Source organism: Pyrobaculum sp. (genome assembly GCF_049971835.1).
Taxonomy (GTDB): Archaea; Thermoproteota; Thermoprotei; order Thermoproteales; family Thermoproteaceae; genus Pyrobaculum.
The window spans coordinates 1-15,552 of record NZ_JBMFKV010000036.1; the positions used below are offsets into that span (position 1 = coordinate 1).

At 59.7% G+C, this 15,552-nt stretch carries 20 protein-coding genes; 13 read left to right on the forward strand and 7 right to left on the reverse strand.

The window, feature by feature from the left end:
- Positions 1–990: divalent metal cation transporter (locus ACP5J3_RS04880; protein ID WP_428494641.1), on the forward strand; the 990-nt coding region annotated here is incomplete at its 5' end.
- Between the two features lie 16 nt (positions 991–1,006).
- Complete coding sequence (locus ACP5J3_RS04885) at positions 1,007–1,399, forward strand: metal-dependent transcriptional regulator (protein WP_428494642.1); 393 nt, start codon at positions 1,007–1,009, stop codon at positions 1,397–1,399.
- A gap of 6 nt (positions 1,400–1,405) precedes the next feature.
- On the opposite strand, the gene ACP5J3_RS04890 is transcribed toward ACP5J3_RS04885, so the two are convergent.
- The 4 genes from ACP5J3_RS04890 to ACP5J3_RS04905 all read right to left on the reverse strand — a co-directional run bounded on the left by ACP5J3_RS04890 (position 1,406) and on the right by ACP5J3_RS04905 (position 3,449).
- A complete protein-coding gene (locus tag ACP5J3_RS04890; RefSeq protein WP_428494643.1) occupies positions 1,406–2,029 on the reverse strand; it encodes a phosphoribosylanthranilate isomerase in 624 nt (207 codons plus the stop codon).
- A gap of 28 nt (positions 2,030–2,057) precedes the next feature.
- Positions 2,058–2,603 carry an acyl-CoA dehydrogenase gene (locus tag ACP5J3_RS04895; RefSeq protein ID WP_428494644.1) on the reverse strand — a complete coding sequence of 182 codons (546 nt, stop codon included), beginning with the start codon at positions 2,601–2,603 and terminating at the stop codon, positions 2,058–2,060.
- A 32-nt stretch (positions 2,604–2,635) separates the two neighbouring features.
- A complete protein-coding gene (locus tag ACP5J3_RS04900) occupies positions 2,636–2,893 on the reverse strand; it encodes a hypothetical protein (protein ID WP_428494645.1) in 258 nt (85 codons plus the stop codon).
- A gap of 85 nt (positions 2,894–2,978) precedes the next feature.
- Positions 2,979–3,449 carry a PaREP1 family protein gene (locus ACP5J3_RS04905; RefSeq protein ID WP_428494646.1) on the reverse strand — a complete coding sequence of 157 codons (471 nt, stop codon included), beginning with the start codon at positions 3,447–3,449 and terminating at the stop codon, positions 2,979–2,981.
- A gap of 556 nt (positions 3,450–4,005) precedes the next feature.
- On the opposite strand from ACP5J3_RS04905, the gene ACP5J3_RS04910 reads away from it, so the two are divergent.
- From ACP5J3_RS04910 to trpA, 5 genes are read left to right on the forward strand one after another with little or no spacing between them, the layout of a single operon-like run.
- Positions 4,006–5,238 carry a TrpB-like pyridoxal phosphate-dependent enzyme gene (locus ACP5J3_RS04910; protein WP_428494647.1) on the forward strand — a complete coding sequence of 411 codons (1,233 nt, stop codon included), beginning with the start codon at positions 4,006–4,008 and terminating at the stop codon, positions 5,236–5,238.
- A gap of 40 nt (positions 5,239–5,278) precedes the next feature.
- Positions 5,279–6,280 carry an anthranilate phosphoribosyltransferase gene (trpD, locus tag ACP5J3_RS04915; RefSeq protein ID WP_428494648.1) on the forward strand — a complete coding sequence of 334 codons (1,002 nt, stop codon included), beginning with the start codon at positions 5,279–5,281 and terminating at the stop codon, positions 6,278–6,280.
- On the forward strand, positions 6,277–7,545 hold the full coding sequence (locus ACP5J3_RS04920; protein ID WP_428494649.1) for a chorismate-binding protein: 1,269 nt from the start codon (positions 6,277–6,279) through the stop codon (positions 7,543–7,545). The genes trpD and ACP5J3_RS04920 overlap by 4 nt, the downstream gene beginning before the upstream one ends.
- Complete coding sequence (locus ACP5J3_RS04925) at positions 7,536–8,114, forward strand: aminodeoxychorismate/anthranilate synthase component II (RefSeq protein WP_428494650.1); 579 nt, start codon at positions 7,536–7,538, stop codon at positions 8,112–8,114. The genes ACP5J3_RS04920 and ACP5J3_RS04925 overlap by 10 nt, the downstream gene beginning before the upstream one ends.
- A 1-nt stretch (position 8,115) precedes the next feature.
- Positions 8,116–8,817 (forward strand): tryptophan synthase subunit alpha, encoded by a 702-nt coding sequence (trpA, locus tag ACP5J3_RS04930; RefSeq protein WP_428494651.1) that lies wholly within the window; start codon positions 8,116–8,118, stop codon positions 8,815–8,817.
- Here the strand turns inward: trpA and ACP5J3_RS04935 are convergent.
- Positions 8,810–10,075 carry an anion transporter gene (locus tag ACP5J3_RS04935; RefSeq protein ID WP_428494652.1) on the reverse strand — a complete coding sequence of 422 codons (1,266 nt, stop codon included), beginning with the start codon at positions 10,073–10,075 and terminating at the stop codon, positions 8,810–8,812. The two genes, trpA and ACP5J3_RS04935, sit on opposite strands and share 8 nt — an antisense overlap.
- A 34-nt stretch (positions 10,076–10,109) precedes the next feature.
- On the opposite strand from ACP5J3_RS04935, the gene tsaA reads away from it, so the two are divergent.
- Genes tsaA through ACP5J3_RS04955 form a run of 4 tightly spaced genes read left to right on the forward strand, consistent with a single transcriptional unit; the run spans position 10,110 to position 12,449 of the window.
- A complete protein-coding gene (gene tsaA / locus ACP5J3_RS04940; RefSeq protein ID WP_428494653.1) occupies positions 10,110–10,529 on the forward strand; it encodes a tRNA (N6-threonylcarbamoyladenosine(37)-N6)-methyltransferase TrmO in 420 nt (139 codons plus the stop codon).
- 32 nt (positions 10,530–10,561) lie between these two features.
- Positions 10,562–10,729 carry a 30S ribosomal protein S30e gene (locus ACP5J3_RS04945; protein WP_263243771.1) on the forward strand — a complete coding sequence of 56 codons (168 nt, stop codon included), beginning with the start codon at positions 10,562–10,564 and terminating at the stop codon, positions 10,727–10,729.
- Positions 10,730–10,734: 5 nt separating this feature from the next.
- A complete protein-coding gene (locus ACP5J3_RS04950; RefSeq protein WP_428494654.1) occupies positions 10,735–11,874 on the forward strand; it encodes a DUF401 family protein in 1,140 nt (379 codons plus the stop codon).
- Positions 11,875–11,891: 17 nt separating this feature from the next.
- The gene (locus ACP5J3_RS04955; RefSeq protein ID WP_428494655.1) at positions 11,892–12,449 is read left to right on the forward strand and encodes a thymidine kinase; all 558 of its coding nucleotides are present in this window, start codon (positions 11,892–11,894) and stop codon (positions 12,447–12,449) included.
- Here the strand turns inward: ACP5J3_RS04955 and ACP5J3_RS04960 are convergent.
- Positions 12,444–12,944: a helix-turn-helix domain-containing protein gene (locus ACP5J3_RS04960; RefSeq protein ID WP_428494656.1), complete on the reverse strand. Its 501-nt coding sequence runs from the start codon at positions 12,942–12,944 to the stop codon at positions 12,444–12,446. The two genes, ACP5J3_RS04955 and ACP5J3_RS04960, sit on opposite strands and share 6 nt — an antisense overlap.
- A 103-nt stretch (positions 12,945–13,047) precedes the next feature.
- Here ACP5J3_RS04960 and ACP5J3_RS04965 point away from each other — a divergent pair, with 103 nt between their 5' ends.
- Together ACP5J3_RS04965 and ACP5J3_RS04970 are read left to right on the forward strand one after the other, a co-directional pair.
- A complete protein-coding gene (locus ACP5J3_RS04965; RefSeq protein ID WP_428494657.1) occupies positions 13,048–13,371 on the forward strand; it encodes a 4Fe-4S dicluster domain-containing protein in 324 nt (107 codons plus the stop codon).
- Between the two features lie 28 nt (positions 13,372–13,399).
- Entirely contained in the window at positions 13,400–14,494 is a 1,095-nt protein-coding gene (locus tag ACP5J3_RS04970; protein ID WP_428494658.1) for a radical SAM protein, read from the forward strand.
- On the opposite strand, the gene ACP5J3_RS04975 is transcribed toward ACP5J3_RS04970, so the two are convergent.
- Positions 14,454–15,552, reverse strand: a 1,099-nt coding sequence (locus tag ACP5J3_RS04975) for a DUF790 family protein (protein WP_428494659.1), incomplete at its 5' end; no start/stop codon positions are given. The genes ACP5J3_RS04970 and ACP5J3_RS04975 overlap by 41 nt on opposite strands.

A 15,552-nucleotide genomic window follows, 5' to 3' on the forward strand; every position in this document is an offset into this window, starting at 1 on the left:
AGCAGGTTGCTGGCGGTGGCTGTGCAGTACGTGGCTGGGGCAGTGGGCATCGCCAGGGGGCGCGGCGTCTTGGAGCTGGTGGGTGGCGGGTGGCGGCCCTTTCTATCGCCGGTTCTTCTGGCGGTGTTGCTTGCAACTGACATGGCTGAGTACGTGGGGGTCATAGCGGGGCTCCACCTACTCCTGGGCCTGCCCATATCCGCCGCGGCTCTGCTCGGCTTTGTCGACGTGGCAATCCTGGCGGCTCTGGCCGACAGGAGGGATCTCTTTGCCAAGGTTATAGGGGGTATGGTGGCGGCTATTGGGCTGAGCTTTGTGGCTGAGCTGTTTCTCATAAGGCCGGACCCCGCCTCGGTGCTGGCGGCCTCTTTTCTGCCTAGCATCTCTGGGGACTCGGCGCTGGTGGCGGCGGCTATAGTCGGGGCGACTATAATGCCCCACGCCGTGTTGCTCCACAGCCACCTAGCCCCGGGGCAGAGCAGGAGGGAGCACGGCTGGCAGACTGTGGTTAACCTGCTGGGGGCCTCGGCGATAAACGCCTCTATCTTGATAACCTCTGCATACGCCCTCGGCGGTAGCGAGGTCACTCTCTTCGAGGTGCCTAGGGTGCTGGAGCCCCTCTACGGCCCCCTATCGGCGATCCTCTTCTCCCTAGCGCTTCTCCTCTCGGGCGTCGCATCGTCGGCGGTCTCCGTGGAGTTCGGAGTTGTTGCTGTTAAGTTCATCACGGGCAGGGGGGTGGAGGCGTGGAGGGTTAGGCTGGGCGCCCGCCTGGCCAACCTGGCCCCGGCTGTGCTGGCGATGGGGGTGGCGGGCCTCTCGCCTCTCTCAGTCCTTGTCTATACCCAGGCGGTGCTTGCGGCGGCTCTCCCGGTCGTCCTCGTGGTGCTGTGGCGCCTCTCGGGCGGCGTCGTGTCGAGGGGGCTTAGGCTCGTTGTGGCGGGCGCCGCGGCGTACTCGGCCGCTCTGGTGGTCTACTCACTTATATAGGGGATTTATGTGTGCCATGGGTCACGAGCTTCTGAGGTACAGGCCTGAGCACTATCTGGAGGCGCTTCACCAGCTTGGGGGCCGCGCCTCTCTCTCGGCGCTTGCGAGGGAGGTGGGGGTGAAGCCCAGCACAGCTAGGAAGATGGTGCTGTACCTCCAGGCGGAGGGGCTGGTGGAGTACCGGGGCCGCGGGGGGGTTCTGCTTACCGAGGCTGGGAGGGCTAGGGTGGAGTATCTAGACAAGATACACAGCTCCCTCGCCGACTTCTTTAAGACCATTGGGGTTGAGGAGGAGCTCGCCGAGTCTGAGGCTGAGAAGCTGGAGCACGTAATCGATCCGAGGGTGGTGGAGCGCCTCGCCGCCGTGGCACAGCTGTTGAAGAGCCTCAAGGCGCTGTGTGGGCGGTAGCGCGGCTCACCGGCCGAGGGCTTTGAGGAGGGCTCTAACCTTCTCCATGTTCTTCACGCCAGGGGCGTCCTCCACCCCGCTCGCCACGTCCACCATGTAGGGCCTCAGCCCCGCCACAAGATGGGCGTTTTCCGGCGTCACCCCGCCCGCCACGGCGACTTTGCCTAGGTGGACAACCTCCGCCAGCGCCGACAGCGGTATCTTCAAGCCCCCCTCGTAGCGCTCCCGGCTCTTCTTATCGGCGTCTACCAGCACGTACTCGTGCCGGAGCTTGAGGAGCTCCTCCACCTCCCTTCTCAAACCGGCGCCTGGTCTGTACACAGCCACAGGGGCCAGCGCGACCCCCCTCTCCTCTGCGTAGTCGTAGTCCCCCGGCGCGAGCCGGCCGTGATGCTGGACTACGGGGATTTCAAGCCGCGCCGCCGTGTCGACGGCGTCTCTGGGAGGCATAGATGCCGTGACTAACACGGCTTTGCTTCTGTAGATGGAGCGGCGGAGGGCGGCTAGCTTCGCGGCGTCGACGGAGCGGGGGCTGGCGGGCTCCACGATGAAGCCTATATACTCCACAAGGCCGTCTAGAGCCTCGGCGTCTGCCTCCCTAGCTACTCCGCATATCTTTACGAGAGGCATGTGGTTTAGATTTGCCTGGTTTGTAAGGTTATTGGCTCTTTTCGATTAGCTTGTAGATGATGTATTTCATCACCTCGTTGGTGCCCTCGCCTATCTCTAGGATTTTGGCATCGCTGTAGAACATCTCCGCTTTGCTTTCCTTGCTGTAGCCGAACCCGCCTTCTATCTGCACTGCGCGTCTGGTGACGTCTACGGCGATGCGGGCGCTCTGTAGCTTGGCGACGTGGGTCATGAGGATGAAGTGGGGCGACTTTGCGTCGTATAGATAGGCGGAGTAGTACGTCAGCGTCCTGGCGGTTTCTATAGCGGCGAGCATCTCCGCTAGCTTGAACTGGATGTTTTGGAACTCCACAAGCTTCCTGCCGAAGAGCTCTCTATTCCTCGCCCAGCTCATCGCCTCCTCATAAGCTCCGCGGGCGACTCCGACCGCCACGCCGGCCACCGCTGTCCTCCCAACGTTTAGGGTGGTGATGAGCACCTCCCACCCGCCGTTCACCCTGCCCACGACATCGTCGTCGCCGGCTCTGCAGTCGCTGAGCTTAAGCTCGGCGGTTCCCGTACCCCTGACCCCCATCACCTCTATAGGGCGAGGCCTCGATGCATTTACTACGGGGCAGTAGAAACAGCGTAATTGCCCTGTGCCCTCGCCTCCCTCGGCCCCGTCCTCGCCGCCACTAGGTAGTAGTCTGCGTAGAGCCCGTCGGTTATCCACATCTCGATCCCGTTGATGACCCACCCCCGCCCTTTTTCTCGGCTTGGGTTTAGATAGCCGCTACTCTGGGGATAACTAATGGTTGAGGAGTAGACCAAGCGACTCCATAGGATCGCCCTCGGAGGCTCGGTTCTTAGAACCTCGATCCCCACCCGGTGAGCAACCTACCTGCCAGATAGGCCCGGGTTTAGCGTCGCTAGCTCGACAGCCCTCCCGCCAGCCATACCCTCCCTACGCCTAGTTCCCCTTTGAGGTTTCTAGTTGCCGTAGGATCTTCTCGACGTACTCCAATACTTGTTTTACGTCAGAGGCCACTTCCTCTAGATCTGAGTAGTCCACGAAGTTTGGATCGAAGCCGTTGTAGGCAAATCTATGTAGCATCAACGCAGTTTTTACCACTGGCTCAACCCCTGCGACGCCCAGCGCCTCCAGGTCTTTTGCTATTCTAATCAAGCCGGTGGTGGGGGCCGCGTAGCCGACTTTAAGATACCACTCCCTCCTCTTGGCCTCTCGCGTCAAGAGGTCGAGCCTTGATACCACCAACGCACTTAGTAGGGCTTTAAGCGCCATGAAAGCTTTGTTAGCCGCATTTTGGTAGAGTTGCCTTTTTAACATCTCCTCGGCCAACTTCGCCTCTGCCCTCGCCTCCTCGATCCTCGCCTCGACATATTCTTTAGGCCTATTCTTAAAGTCTAGATACTCCTCCACGTAGAGGCACCCGTATGGAGATATAAACCTTAACGGAACTCTGCTGGTCTTTATATGATCACTAAACGCCTCTCCACATTTTGAAAGCACTTATGAGTATTTAGTCGATCTCATCTTGCCGTCCTCGTTTTTTACATCTACAGCCACCATGTGATCAAACGCAGAGAGGCGATACTCGCAACAGTCTTGCTCGGAGAACTTGGGGAGCTATCTGCGGCTCTGTCCCCAGCGCCTCATTTATAGGGGCGTACCTGAGGCTGTAAAGATTGCCCTGGCTGGCGTCGGCATCCGCGGCCTTGAGATAGCTCTTAGAGATGTGATATTTGGCGCCATTAAACTGGCCTTCCTACTTACAGAGCCGCTGGGGATGGCCGCGGGTCATTTAAGGTGGTCGGCGCAGTTTTTCAGTCTTCAACCATCCGTTTGGAGCCGGCGGGCCGCGCGCAACAACCTGACCCGTAGAGGCGGCGGGAACTACGCCGTGTGAGAACAGCGCGCTGAAGCCTTCAACATTAAAAAAGTTTTTAAGCCACTCCTATCTGGGGCTTATGTCGGGGTGGTGAACCGTTGGTATAACATCGCCGCGGATCTGCCGGTCGCCCTCTCGCCGCCGAGAGATCCCGATGAGAGTGAGAGCAGGGTTGGCCTTCTCGCCAAGATCCTGCCCTCTGCCTTAATCGACCAGGAGTTCACCGCGGAGCGGTGGGTCTCCATCCCGGAGGAGGTGCGGGATGTCTACAGACGGGTGGGGAGGCCGACGCCCCTCTTCAGAGCCGAGGGGCTGGAGAGGGCCCTCGGGGTAAAGACGAGGATCTACTACAAGTTTGAGGGGGTTCTGCCAGTGGGTAGCCACAAGCTCAACACCGCGGTGGCGCAGGCGTACTACGCAAAGGCTGACGGCGCCGTGGAGGTGGCCACGGAGACCGGGGCGGGGCAGTGGGGGATGGCCGTGTCGCTGGCGGCGGCGCTCTTCGGGCTGAAGGCCGTCGTGTTTATGACGAGGTCCTCCTACAACTCCAAGAGGCAGAGGCTGACCTTCATGCGTGCATACGGCGCCGTGGTGTACCCCAGCCCCAGCGAGGTGACCGAGGCCGGGAGGAGGCACTTCCGGCCAGACCACCCGGGCTCTCTGGGCATAGCCATATCCGAGGCGGTGGAGTACGTGCTGTCTGGCGAGAGGAGGAGGTACCTGCCTGGGAGCGTCATGGAGTTTGTCTTGATGCACCAAACAGTCATCGGGCTGGAGGCCGTGGAGCAACTGCCGGAGGAGCCGGACGTCGCCGTGGCGTGTGTGGGGGGCGGCTCCAACTTCGCCGGCTTCACATATCCAATGATTGGGATGAAGCTGAGGGGGGAGGGGTTTGAGAAGACGCGGTTCGTCGCCGTGGAGTCGGAGGCGGCTCCTAAACTCACCAGAGGGGATTACAAATACGACTTTCCAGACGCCGTGGGGGTGCTCCCCATGTTGAAGATGTACACCCTCGGCCACGACTACGTGCCGCCCGCCATCCACGCCGCGGGGCTCCGCTACCACGGCGCGGCGCCCAGCCTCTCGCTACTTAAGAGGCTAGGCATCGTGGAGCCCCTCGCCTACCCCCAGGAGGAGGTGATGAAGGCGGCCGTCCTATTCGCCAGGTCGGAGGGTGTCGTCCCGGCGCCCGAGTCGGCCCACGCCATCAGGGCAGTTATCGACCTGGCGAAGAAGCTACCAGACGGCTCCGTAATTGCCTTCAACTTATCGGGCCACGGCCTTCTCGACGCCGACGCGTACGAAAAATTTCTAGCATAATACTTATATATAGGGCTTTTATGGCCTTTATGCATTCGGGGTGGATCTAAAAACACTCCTTAGAAAGCTGGGCAACGGCCAGACGCTCACCTCCGAAGAGGCCTACGCCCTGGGCAGATTCATTCTCTCCGGCTCTATGAGCGACGTTGAGGTGGCGGCCGTCCTCACAGCAATGAGGGTTAGGGGCGAGTCCGCAGAGGAGGTCGCCGGCTTTGTAAAGATGGCTAGGGAATTCGCCGTGAGGGTCCCCCTAAGGCTGGACGCTATTGACACTGCAGGAACTGGCGGGGACGGCGCCGGGACGATTAACCTCTCCACAGCGGCTGCGATCGTGGCCGCTGCGTCTGGGGCTAGGGTGCTGAAGCACGGCAACCGCTCCGCGTCGGGGATGTTCGGCAGCGCTGATTTTATGGAGGCGGTGGGGTACAACTTGGAGCTCGGCCCAGAGAGGGCGGCGGAGCTGGTTGAGTCTGTGGGGTTTGCCTTTGTCTTCGCGCCGAGGTACCACCCGGCGTTTGCAAAAGTGGCCCCGGTGAGGAGGCAGTTGCCCTTCCGCACTATTTTTAACCTCGTGGGGCCTCTGGCGAACCCCGGGCTGGTGAGGAGGCAGTTGATAGGCGTGGCGGAGCCGCGTCTGCTGGAGGTGGTGTCCGGCGCGGCGGCGGAGCTGGGTTTTGAACACGCCGTCGTCGTCCACGGATCTGGGGTGGACGAGGTGTCTACAGAAGGCGAGACTGTGGTTTACGAGGTGCGGGGTGGGAGGGTGGAGAGGTATAGGGTGGGGCCCGCGGACTTAGGCGCCCCCGCCGTGCCGCTCCCCAGGGCTGGTAGCAAGGAGGAGGCTGTGGCTAGGGCAGTGGCGGGGCTGAGGGGGGAGGATAGGGAGGCAACAGTGGCTATTGCGGTGAACGCCGCGTTTGCTCTCTACGTCGCAGGCGTGGTGGGGGACCCGCGGGACGGCTTTGAGCTGGCTATGAAGACCATAGGCGACGGCGCGGCGTATAGAAAACTTGTAGAGGCGGTGGAGGCGTCGAGGAGATGAAGAAGGTCCCTCTGTCTAAGCTCCCCCCGCCTAGGGAGCTGGCCGGGGGGCTGTACGGCGGGGGTGAGGAGTTCGTCGCACTTCTGGAGTCGGGTATGGGGTACGCGGAGCGTAGCCGGTTTAGCCTAGTGGCGTGGGGGATTTCTAGGGAGTACGTATCGTGGGGGGCCGACGTCTACGACGTAGCGTACGAGGCTTATAGAGAGCTTGGGCGCTTCGCCTCTCCCTTTGGGGGCGACGTGGTGATCGGCGCCGTATCTTACGACGCGTCGGCGTATGTAGAGCCTATCCTCCTCCGCTACGGCAAGGTGGATAGGACTCTGCCAGCGGCCTTCTTCGTGAAGCCGGCGGGGTGGGTGCTCTACGACAAGTTGCTTGGGCGGGCCTATGTCCACGGCGAATTGCCCCGGCTGGGGCGGAGGGGGGAGGAGCCGCCTGCCGTGAGGGGCCCGGTGGCTGGTACAGACGAAGCTTCGTTTAAGAGGTGGGTTGGGGAGGCTAGGAGGAGGATTGAGGAGGGGGAGATTTTCCAGGTAGTGCTTTCTAGATATCTGGACTACGCCGTGGCCGGCGACGTCTTCGCGCTGTACACCTCCCTCGCCTCCGCCAACCCGTCGCCCTACATGTTCTTCGTGAGGTGGAGGGGGCTACACCTTCTGGGCACCTCGCCGGAGCTGTTGGTTAAGGTGCAGGGGGATAGGGCTGAGACGCACCCCATCGCCGGGACGAGGCCCCGGGGGGCCACGGAGGAGGAGGACTTGGCGCTGGAGGAGGACATGTTGAGAGACGAGAAGGAGCTGGCCGAGCACTACATGCTGGTGGACTTGGCGCGGAACGACCTCGGCCGGGTGTGCAGGCCTGGGACAGTGAAGGTGGAGGAGCTCTTCGCCGTCGAGAAGTACAGCAGGGTGCAACACATAGTGTCTAGGGTGTCCTGCGTCCTTGAGAGGAAGTTCAGCCCTGTGGATGTCTTGTTCGCCACCCACCCGGCCGGCACAGTGTCGGGGGCGCCTAAGGTGAGGGCTATGGAGATAATAGCAGAGCTTGAAGACTCGCCGAGGGGGTTCTACGCAGGTTCGCTGGGCTTCTTCTCGCCTTCGCTATCGGAATTCGCCATTGTCATCAGAACCGCCATCCTCCGCGACGGTCTGTTGCGGATACAGGCGGGGGCCGGCGTTGTGTACGACTCCACCCCCGAGCGGGAGTATAGAGAGACCGAGGCGAAGCTGAGGGCGCTCCGCGAGGCGCTGGGGGTATGGACCTGACACTCATCGTCGACAACTACGACAGCTTTGTCTACAACATCGCCCACTACGTAGCCGAGGCGGGTAGCAGGCCGATTGTACTGCGCAACGACGAGGTTTCGGTGAAGCTCGTGGAGAGGATTAGGCCGGATAGGATAATTATATCGCCGGGGCCGGGCCACCCGGAGAACCCCAGAGACGTGGGAGCGTCGCCAGACATCGTCCGGGAGTTCTCCGGCAGGGTGCCCATACTCGGCGTATGCATGGGGCATCAAATCATCGGCGCGGTGTTCGGCGCGAAGGTGCGGAGAGCCCGCACGATTAAACACGGCAAGACGAGCGAGGTGCGCCACTACGGGGGGGTGCTGTATCTCGGGGTGCCCGAGGTCTTCAAGGCGATGAGATACCACAGCCTCGTAATCGACGACCCCCCCGCCGTGCTGAAGGTGGAGGCCGTCTCGCTAGACGACGGGGAGATAATGGGCATTAGACATGTGGAGCACCCCACATTCGGCGTCCAATTCCACCCCGAGTCCATAGGCACCCCCCACGGGCTGAGAATTATAAAAAACTTCATCGACTTGGCGTGACATGCTACGCAGACCCGGCCTAGGGGTGTACCTAGTCGCCGGCTGGCCCAACAGAGAGACCTACGAGAGGGTGGTAAAGGAGCTTGGCGGCGTCGTGGACTTCTACGAGCTAGGCGTCCCCACCAGAAACCCCAAGTACGACGGCCCCTACATCAGAAAGGCCCATAAAGAGGTGGAGGCCCCCACGTGGCTGAGGCCGGAGGTGCCGACCTACGCCATGGCCTACTGGGAAGACTACCGAGCCAACCCCACGAAGCTCTTCAACCTGGCGGCCGAGGTAGGCGCCAGGGGGGTGCTGGCCCCCGACCTGCTGATAGACTTCTACGAGGACTTCGACGCGTACGTAAAGCTGTCCCGGGAGTTCGGGCTAGCCCCGGTGTTCTTCGTGCCGGGGAAGTTCCCGCACAAACTAGTGGAGAGGCTCGCCGCCGCGGGGCCCGACTTCATATACCTCGGCCTCTACGCCGCGACGGGGATCGAGCTCCCCGTCTACGTGGAGAGGAACGTCAGGATAATCCGCCAGCTGGTGGGCGATGTCTACGTCGTGGCTGGCTTCGCTGTGGACACCCCGGCCAAGGCGGCTAGGCTTGTGGAGGCCGGGGCAGACGGCGTGGTGGTAGGCACAGCCTTTATGAGGCGGTTGCAGAGAAGCCCAGAGGAGGCCCTGGCCTTCCTCCGCGAGATCAAGACGGCGCTTAGATGAGGAGGAAGGGGAGGTAAACCGCCAGGTTCAGTGCCGTCACAAGCGCCCCGTACTTCATAAACTGGGCAAAGGTTATGGTGGAGTGGAACCTCGTCTCCAAAACTTCGATGATGATGATGTTGGAGGCGGCGCCCAGGAGCGTAAGGTTGCCGGCTATGGTGGAGGCCATGGCGAGGGCCACCCAGGCCTTGGGGTCGTCGACCCCCAGATGGTGTAGATAGGTGGTGAAGAGGTTTACGAAGGGGACGTTGCTGAGCACCTGGCTCAGGGCTGTAGATATGAGGGCTATGGCTAGTATGTCGCTGGGCTTGCCTTGGTAGGTGGGGAGGGCGGCTGATATAAGCGGCTGGAGGACGCCGCCGCGCCATATGGCCTCCATTGTGATAAACATCGTCATGAAGAAGACTATGGTGCCCCACTCCACTCTGGCGAGGACCTCCCGGGGGGACGCGGCGAAGAAGTAGAGGAAAGACGCGGCAACGAACGGTATGAAGCCGATATTGTGGATGTGCGGCTGCCCCGACAGCGCGGCTAGATCGTTCAGCACCATGGCGGCCACCGTGCCCAGCAGAGCCACGGCCGCCACCGCGGCGTCGCGGGTGTTTCGTATCAACTCCAGCGGCACGGCCGAGTACTCCACCCTCCCGTTCTTGAGGCCGAGGATTTTGAAGAGGAGTAACGGGGTAACCACTAGGTTTATCAGGGTGGGGACGGCTAGGTACTGGAGGAAGGTTATGAAGGGGGCCTTGATCCCGGACTCCACAGCTATCAACATATTCTGGGGGTTTCCAATCGGCGTCATCGCCGAGCCGATGGTGAGGGAGAAGGCGAGTAGGAGAAACATGTGGCGGTGTTCAATCCCCGCGGCGCGTGCAATAGCCGCCGCCACCGGGGGGCCCATGAGAGCCACCGTGTCGTTAACCGCGAAGGCCGCGAGGAGGCCGAAGAGGAGAGACGACGCCACGTATATAGCCAGCCTGGTCTTGAACAGAGATATGAACCAGTAGGCGAATGCGTCTAGCAACCCGCTGAGCTCCGCCAGGGCAACTATTGAAAACATCCCCACTAGGAACAGCACCACCTCGAAATTCACCACGTGCGGCACGTCGTCTACAGTAAGCGGGCCTATGAACACAGCTATAAAGGCGGCAAGCGACATAAGGGACCAGGTGGGCAACTTAGGGTAGAGGGGCCTAGCCGCCATGCCCCCCACCACGAGGAGTATAAGCACCGCCGCCACCACGGCGTCTTGGGTCATGATGGGCTTTTAAATAGGGGTCTTAAATCGGTTTATGGAGTGTTTCGAGCCGATTGGATACGTGAGGCATAGGTACAGCGACGAGGAGGTGAGAAGCAGGAGGTTTGTAGACGCCGTGGTTGAGGTTCTGCCCCAGTTCGAAGAGGGGCTGGCAGGCATCGAGGAGTTCAGCCACGTCATAATAGTGGCGTGGCTCCACAAATTTAGAGGCCGCCCCCTCAAGGTAAGGCCCAAGCGTGTGGCGGGCGCGCCCGAGGTGGGGGTCTTCGCCACCGACAGCCCAGACAGGCCTAACCCCATAGGCATCACCATAGCCCGCTTGGTAAGGCGCGAGGGCAGGTTTCTACACGTAGACGGAGTCGACCTCTTCGACGGCACGCCAGTCCTCGACATAAAGGCGCTGTCGCCCAAGAGGTGCCCTGCGGGGGTATCCGCCCCCTGGTGGGCTGATTGAAAAAGTTTTTAACTTGGGCAGTTTTTTCAATCATGCCATCTCACGGATCGCTGACAAAAGCCGGCAAGGTGAGGAATCAGACTCCGAAAATCCCGGCAAAGCCTAGGAAAAACCTCACGCCGAGGAGGAGGAATATTAGGAACTACAAGAGGAGGGTGCTGTACGCCACGTCGCAAGCCTCCGCCGCGCCAGAGGCCTAGGTTTAATGCTCCTACCTTTTTTGGCGGCTGTACTCATAATTATCCTGGGCACCCTGTCCCGCAGATTGGACGTATCTGTCTCCCTCGCAGTTGGCTCTCTGGTGTTTGGCTTGTCCGCGCTCGGGCCTCAACGTCTCCTGCAGGCCACCGCCGGCGCCTTCAACGAAACTATGCTCTACGTGGTGGCGTCTCTGTACTTCGCCATGGCTCTTGGCTACCTACTGAAGGAGGATAAGGAGCGAATCGCCAGCGGGTTGCTTTCCCTTGGGCCGAGGCCAGCGGCGTTCTCCATACCCGCCGCCATCGGCCTTCTCCCCATGCCAGGCGGCGCCTACATAAGCGCCGTCGTGGCCGATCCGCTGTACGAAAAGATGGGTCTCAAAAACCACGAAAAGACCTTTATCAACTACTACCTGCGCCACATCTGGATACCGACGTGGCCTTTATTCCAAGGGGTTTTAATCACCTCAGCTGTCCTCTCTGTGTCTGTGTGGCAGGTGGTGGAGTGGTCTTGGCCAGCGTCGGTATTTGCCGTTGTGTCTGGGCTCGCCGTCGGGCTTCCGCTGGTAAGGAGAGTTGAGTCTCCGGGCCGGTTTAGGGATTTAGCCGCTCTGTGGCCTCTAGCCGCCGTGGCCGTCTTGTCGTTCACGGCGCCGCTTCCCCTGGCCGTGGCGGCGGTGTATCTTGCCTATCTGGCTGTGAGAAGGCCTGCTGTCGACTTGGTGGTGGGCTCTCTTAGGTACGCGGCGACGCCGAGGATTTTGGCTATATTGGTGTTTTCGCTGATCTTCGCCCAGTACATAAAGGAGAGTAACCTAAGCGCCGAGATGGCGGCTACGCTTGGCGGCTACTCGGCGGCCGCGGTCTTCGCCATTCCGTTCGCCATAGGGCTGGCCACCGGTGTGGAGTTCACATTTGCCAGCCTAGCCTTTCCCCCCATTGCACCTCTTATCCACGGACCTATGCTGGCGCTGGCGTTCGCCGGGGGTTTCCTCGGCGTTATGCTGAGCCCCGCGCATTCGTGTTTAGTTTTGACCCGTGAGTACTACAACGCCGATATCGCCTTGGTTTACCGCCTTCTTGCGAGGGCCGCGGTAGTGTTCATTGCTCTATCTGTTGTTTACTATCTACTTGTTATATATTGAGGCGGCTGTATCTATCCGTGCTTATTGTAATAGTGGGCCCCATGTTTGCTGGCAAGACGGCGGAGCTTATAAGGAGGGTTGAGAGGCACGTCATAGCCGGTAGGAGGGCTGTGGTTTTCAAGCCTTCTATCGATTCGAGATATGACGCGTCAAAGGTGGCGGCGCACAACGGGCTTAAATTTGGCGCCGTAGTGGTACCCCCCAGCGAGGAGGGCGTCGAGGTAATTGGAAAGATGGATGTTGAGTACGACGTCGTCGCCGTGGACGAGATCCAGTTCTTCCCCGTACAACTGGCCGAGGTGTTGAACAGTTTAGCTGATGAAAGAGTTGTAATCGCGGCGGGTCTAAACCTGGACTTCAGGGGGGAGCCCTTTGAAACGACGGCTAGGGCCATGGCCTACGCGGATAGGGTTATCTCCCTCACCGCTGTGTGTAGGGTATGTGGGGGGCCCGCGACGAGGACTCAGCGGCTTGTAAACGGCGTGCCTGCGCCGAGGGACAGCCCCCGTATTTTGGTCGGCGGCGGGGACTCTTACGAGGCGCGTTGCCGCCGGCATTTTGCGAAGCCTCTATAAATGATCTCCTCTGCCGTAGCGGCCGAGGTAGAACTCCACTATTTTCTTCAGACCCCTCCTTAGTTTTCTGTCTGCCGCGGATGGGGAGACGCCGATCATCGAGGCGAGGTCTTTTAACGACACCTTTCTACTCTCGTCGAAGTACCCAAGTTTATAGGCCAGTTCTATAAGCCTGAGCTGATCCTCCGTGAGGTGGGGCTCTTTTATATATTTAGCCCTGCCCACCACCCTGGGTTTTAGCCCTAGTTCATGCATCTCTTTTAAAATCCTTGAGAGCTGAAAGGTGTTGGCAATTAGTACAATTAACGCCTTGTCTTCGCATATCTTTCCACCCACTATCACCGCGCCGTATCTCATGGCGATTTCACACGGCTCGCACTTTAGCATAGAGAGTTCCTTATCTGCGAGGACGACGTGTCCCATGTTCATTCCCACAATTTCTCCGCATATCGAGCCGCCGGTGTAGTTAAACGACACAGTAACTCTGAGGGCCACAGCTCTGAGAATCCTTTTGTATTTATTCGTTAAAATGTTGCAGAGGCCTCTGCTTCAATTTTTTACGTAGCTGTATAAATAGAAGCTGTATTCTTCCCGACACATGGCAGAACTAGCAAAATACGAGAGAGTGGTGATAGATCAGGACACGTGTATAAGCTGCGGCGCATGTGTCGCTGCTTGTCCATACCAGGCGCTTGAGCTAGACGACAACGGCAAATCCAGGATGATATGGGAGATGTGTAAAGACGACTTCTCCTGCGTAGCTGTATGTCCCGTGAAGGCTATTTACAAGGCGAGTGAAGCGCCTAATGAGTCTAAGGCAAAGAAGGGGTGGTACAGATTCGGCAAAGCCCTCTCGCCAGAGGAGCAGAAGGCGTACGAGGAGTGGAAGACGAAATACGGAATCACGGCACCGCCAGTTTAAGCTCAAATATCTCTATCCCCATTTTTTCGTGGGTACTTGTAAACTTTGTGGAAGGAGTAGCGTCACTATTTCGGATAGTTTGGGGGTCTGCGTAGATTGCCTCAGGTCTAGACCTGGGAAGGCGCTAGAGATCGCCAAGAGGGCGCATGTAATCAGCAGATCTAAATTTAGACTCCCGGCTGAGCCCCCAGAGAGAGGCGTGCGGTGTGGAATATGTGGCAGGGGGTGCCTCGTGCCTGAGGGCGGCGTGGGCTACTGCGGACTTGTGAGAAACGCAGGCGGCAGACTCGTGAGGCCGGGCGGCGGTGTTTCGATCGGCGTGTTGTCCTACTACTACGACCCAATTCCGACTAACTGCGTAGCGGACTGGGTATGCCCCGCATCCACCGGCAGGGGGTATCCCAAATACGCCAGGACGCCGTGGGGCGAGGTGGGGTACTACAACTTGGCGGTTTTCTACGGGGCGTGTAGCCTCGACTGCCTTTTCTGCCAGAACTGGCAATATAGGGAGTATCCCGCCAAGCCGAAGTTGGTGTCTGTGGAGGAACTGGAGGCCGCCATGAGCAAGAAGGTGACTTGCGTCTGTTTCTTCGGGGGCGATCCGGCGCCGCAGACAGTGCACGCCCTCCTCGTGGCGAGGAGGGCGGCGGAGAGGGGGGTTAGGGTGTGTTGGGAGACGAGCGGCCAGCTGGCTCCCCACCTGCTGGATAAGGTTGTGGAGAGCTCTCTCAAGACCGGCGGCATTGTTAAGTTTGACCTCAAGGCGTTCACGCCGAGTGTCTACAAGGCGTTGACCGACGGAGAGGTTGACATAGTGCTGAGGAATTTCAAAGTAGCCGCTAGGAGGTTTAGAGAGAGGCCGGAGGTGCCCCTCGTGGTGGCCTCTATCCTCCTCGTGCCGGGCTACGTGGACGAGGTCGAGGTGGACCTCTTGACTAAGTTCATCGCCCGGGTCGAGCCGGAGGTGCCAACCCGCTTCCTGGCCTTCCACCCAGACTACATGATGCGCGATCTTCCACCCACGTCTATCAGACATGCGGAAACTGCGTTGAAGATAGCTAGGGAGAATGGGCTCGTGGAGGTTAGTCTTGGGAATTGGTGGCTTCTCGGCGACTGCTACTGACGCAGTGGGGCTTAATGTATTTATAGACGTCGCTTATCCTAGGCCTATCTTTAAAAACGACGACGTTTGGGAGGAGCTCCTTCCACGTGGCCATGGCGAGCTCCTCGGAGACTAAGACGAGTAGGGGCTTCCCCACCTTTATCAGCTTCTCGTACTTCCGCCTGAGGTAGTCGGGGGTCCAGAAGCCCACTATCTCCACGTAGAGTTCGCCTATCTTGAAGTCGGGGATGTAGACCCTGCCCTCCACCACCAGGGCCTCGGGCTCCCGCTCCACTCGGCACAGCCTCGAGACCTGTCTGTAGAACTCCTGCTCAACCGCGCTGTCGAACTGCTCAGAGGGGGGCGGGGACCTGGGTAGCCTGGGCGCCGTGTCCCACCTTTCTCTGTATATGTATGTCCGCTCTCTCAGCTTCACCTCCGCCTCTATCTCCCACCTATCTGCCAATGTGATGTAAGGCACGAGCTTAGCGAGGCGCGTGCCGTAGCGCTCCGTCTGCCTCAGCGCCGATACCGGCCCGTCGAAGTGGAACTCAAGCCACCCTCCCCTCTCCTCGGCTATATACATAAGCCCGTAGCCCTTTACGGCGCGGATAAGGCTCTTCACCACCGCCGGCGCGTTGGGGATCCTTGCCTTGACGTATAGAGATTTGAAAAGCAGTGCTTGTATAAGCGCTTGGTTGTAGAGCGCCACCAGCTCGCCGGGCTCTATCTCAGGCGTTTTTATAATTTCTCTATTTTCCTCATAGGCTTTTGTAAACAGCCTCTTCACCTCCTCGACGCCCAGCCCGAGCCTAGCCGCGACGCGTTGGAAGATGGCGTCGCGCTCCTCAGGCGTCTGGGGGTACCCCGCCGCCGACGCAGTTTTAAAAACTTCAAGTCTAATTCTGGAAACAAGTCTAGTGTCCAACTCCTCCACCGCCATGTGTTGTTCCAAGACGTGGGCCAGGCCTCTTGCAAGCTTCTTGTCGCCCCCCACCTCCTCAACCGCTTTTCTAAATTCTCCAAGAGTTTTCGACGACCTCGCCGCGTCTATAATCTCCCTGGCGGGAGTCTCGTCG

What these genes read in the sequence shown, in the direction of transcription:
- ACP5J3_RS04890 (WP_428494643.1), bottom strand. Translation starts at nt 2,029, where the DNA reads ATGCCTCTCGTAAAGATATGCGGAGTAGCTAGGGAGGCAGACGCCGAG.
- ACP5J3_RS04950 (WP_428494654.1), top strand. Translation starts at nt 10,735, where the DNA reads ATGCTCCTACCTTTTTTGGCGGCTGTACTCATAATTATCCTGGGCACC.
- ACP5J3_RS04965 (WP_428494657.1), top strand. Translation starts at nt 13,048, where the DNA reads ATGGCAGAACTAGCAAAATACGAGAGAGTGGTGATAGATCAGGACACG.
- ACP5J3_RS04895 (WP_428494644.1), bottom strand. Translation starts at nt 2,603, where the DNA reads ATGGGGGTCAGGGGTACGGGAACCGCCGAGCTTAAGCTCAGCGACTGC.
- ACP5J3_RS04935 (WP_428494652.1), bottom strand. Translation starts at nt 10,075, where the DNA reads ATGACCCAAGACGCCGTGGTGGCGGCGGTGCTTATACTCCTCGTGGTG.
- ACP5J3_RS04920 (WP_428494649.1), top strand. Translation starts at nt 6,277, where the DNA reads ATGAAGAAGGTCCCTCTGTCTAAGCTCCCCCCGCCTAGGGAGCTGGCC.
- trpA (WP_428494651.1), top strand. Translation starts at nt 8,116, where the DNA reads ATGCTACGCAGACCCGGCCTAGGGGTGTACCTAGTCGCCGGCTGGCCC.
- ACP5J3_RS04945 (WP_263243771.1), top strand. Translation starts at nt 10,562, where the DNA reads ATGCCATCTCACGGATCGCTGACAAAAGCCGGCAAGGTGAGGAATCAG.
- ACP5J3_RS04885 (WP_428494642.1), top strand. Translation starts at nt 1,007, where the DNA reads ATGGGTCACGAGCTTCTGAGGTACAGGCCTGAGCACTATCTGGAGGCG.
- ACP5J3_RS04925 (WP_428494650.1), top strand. Translation starts at nt 7,536, where the DNA reads ATGGACCTGACACTCATCGTCGACAACTACGACAGCTTTGTCTACAAC.
- tsaA (WP_428494653.1), top strand. Translation starts at nt 10,110, where the DNA reads ATGGAGTGTTTCGAGCCGATTGGATACGTGAGGCATAGGTACAGCGAC.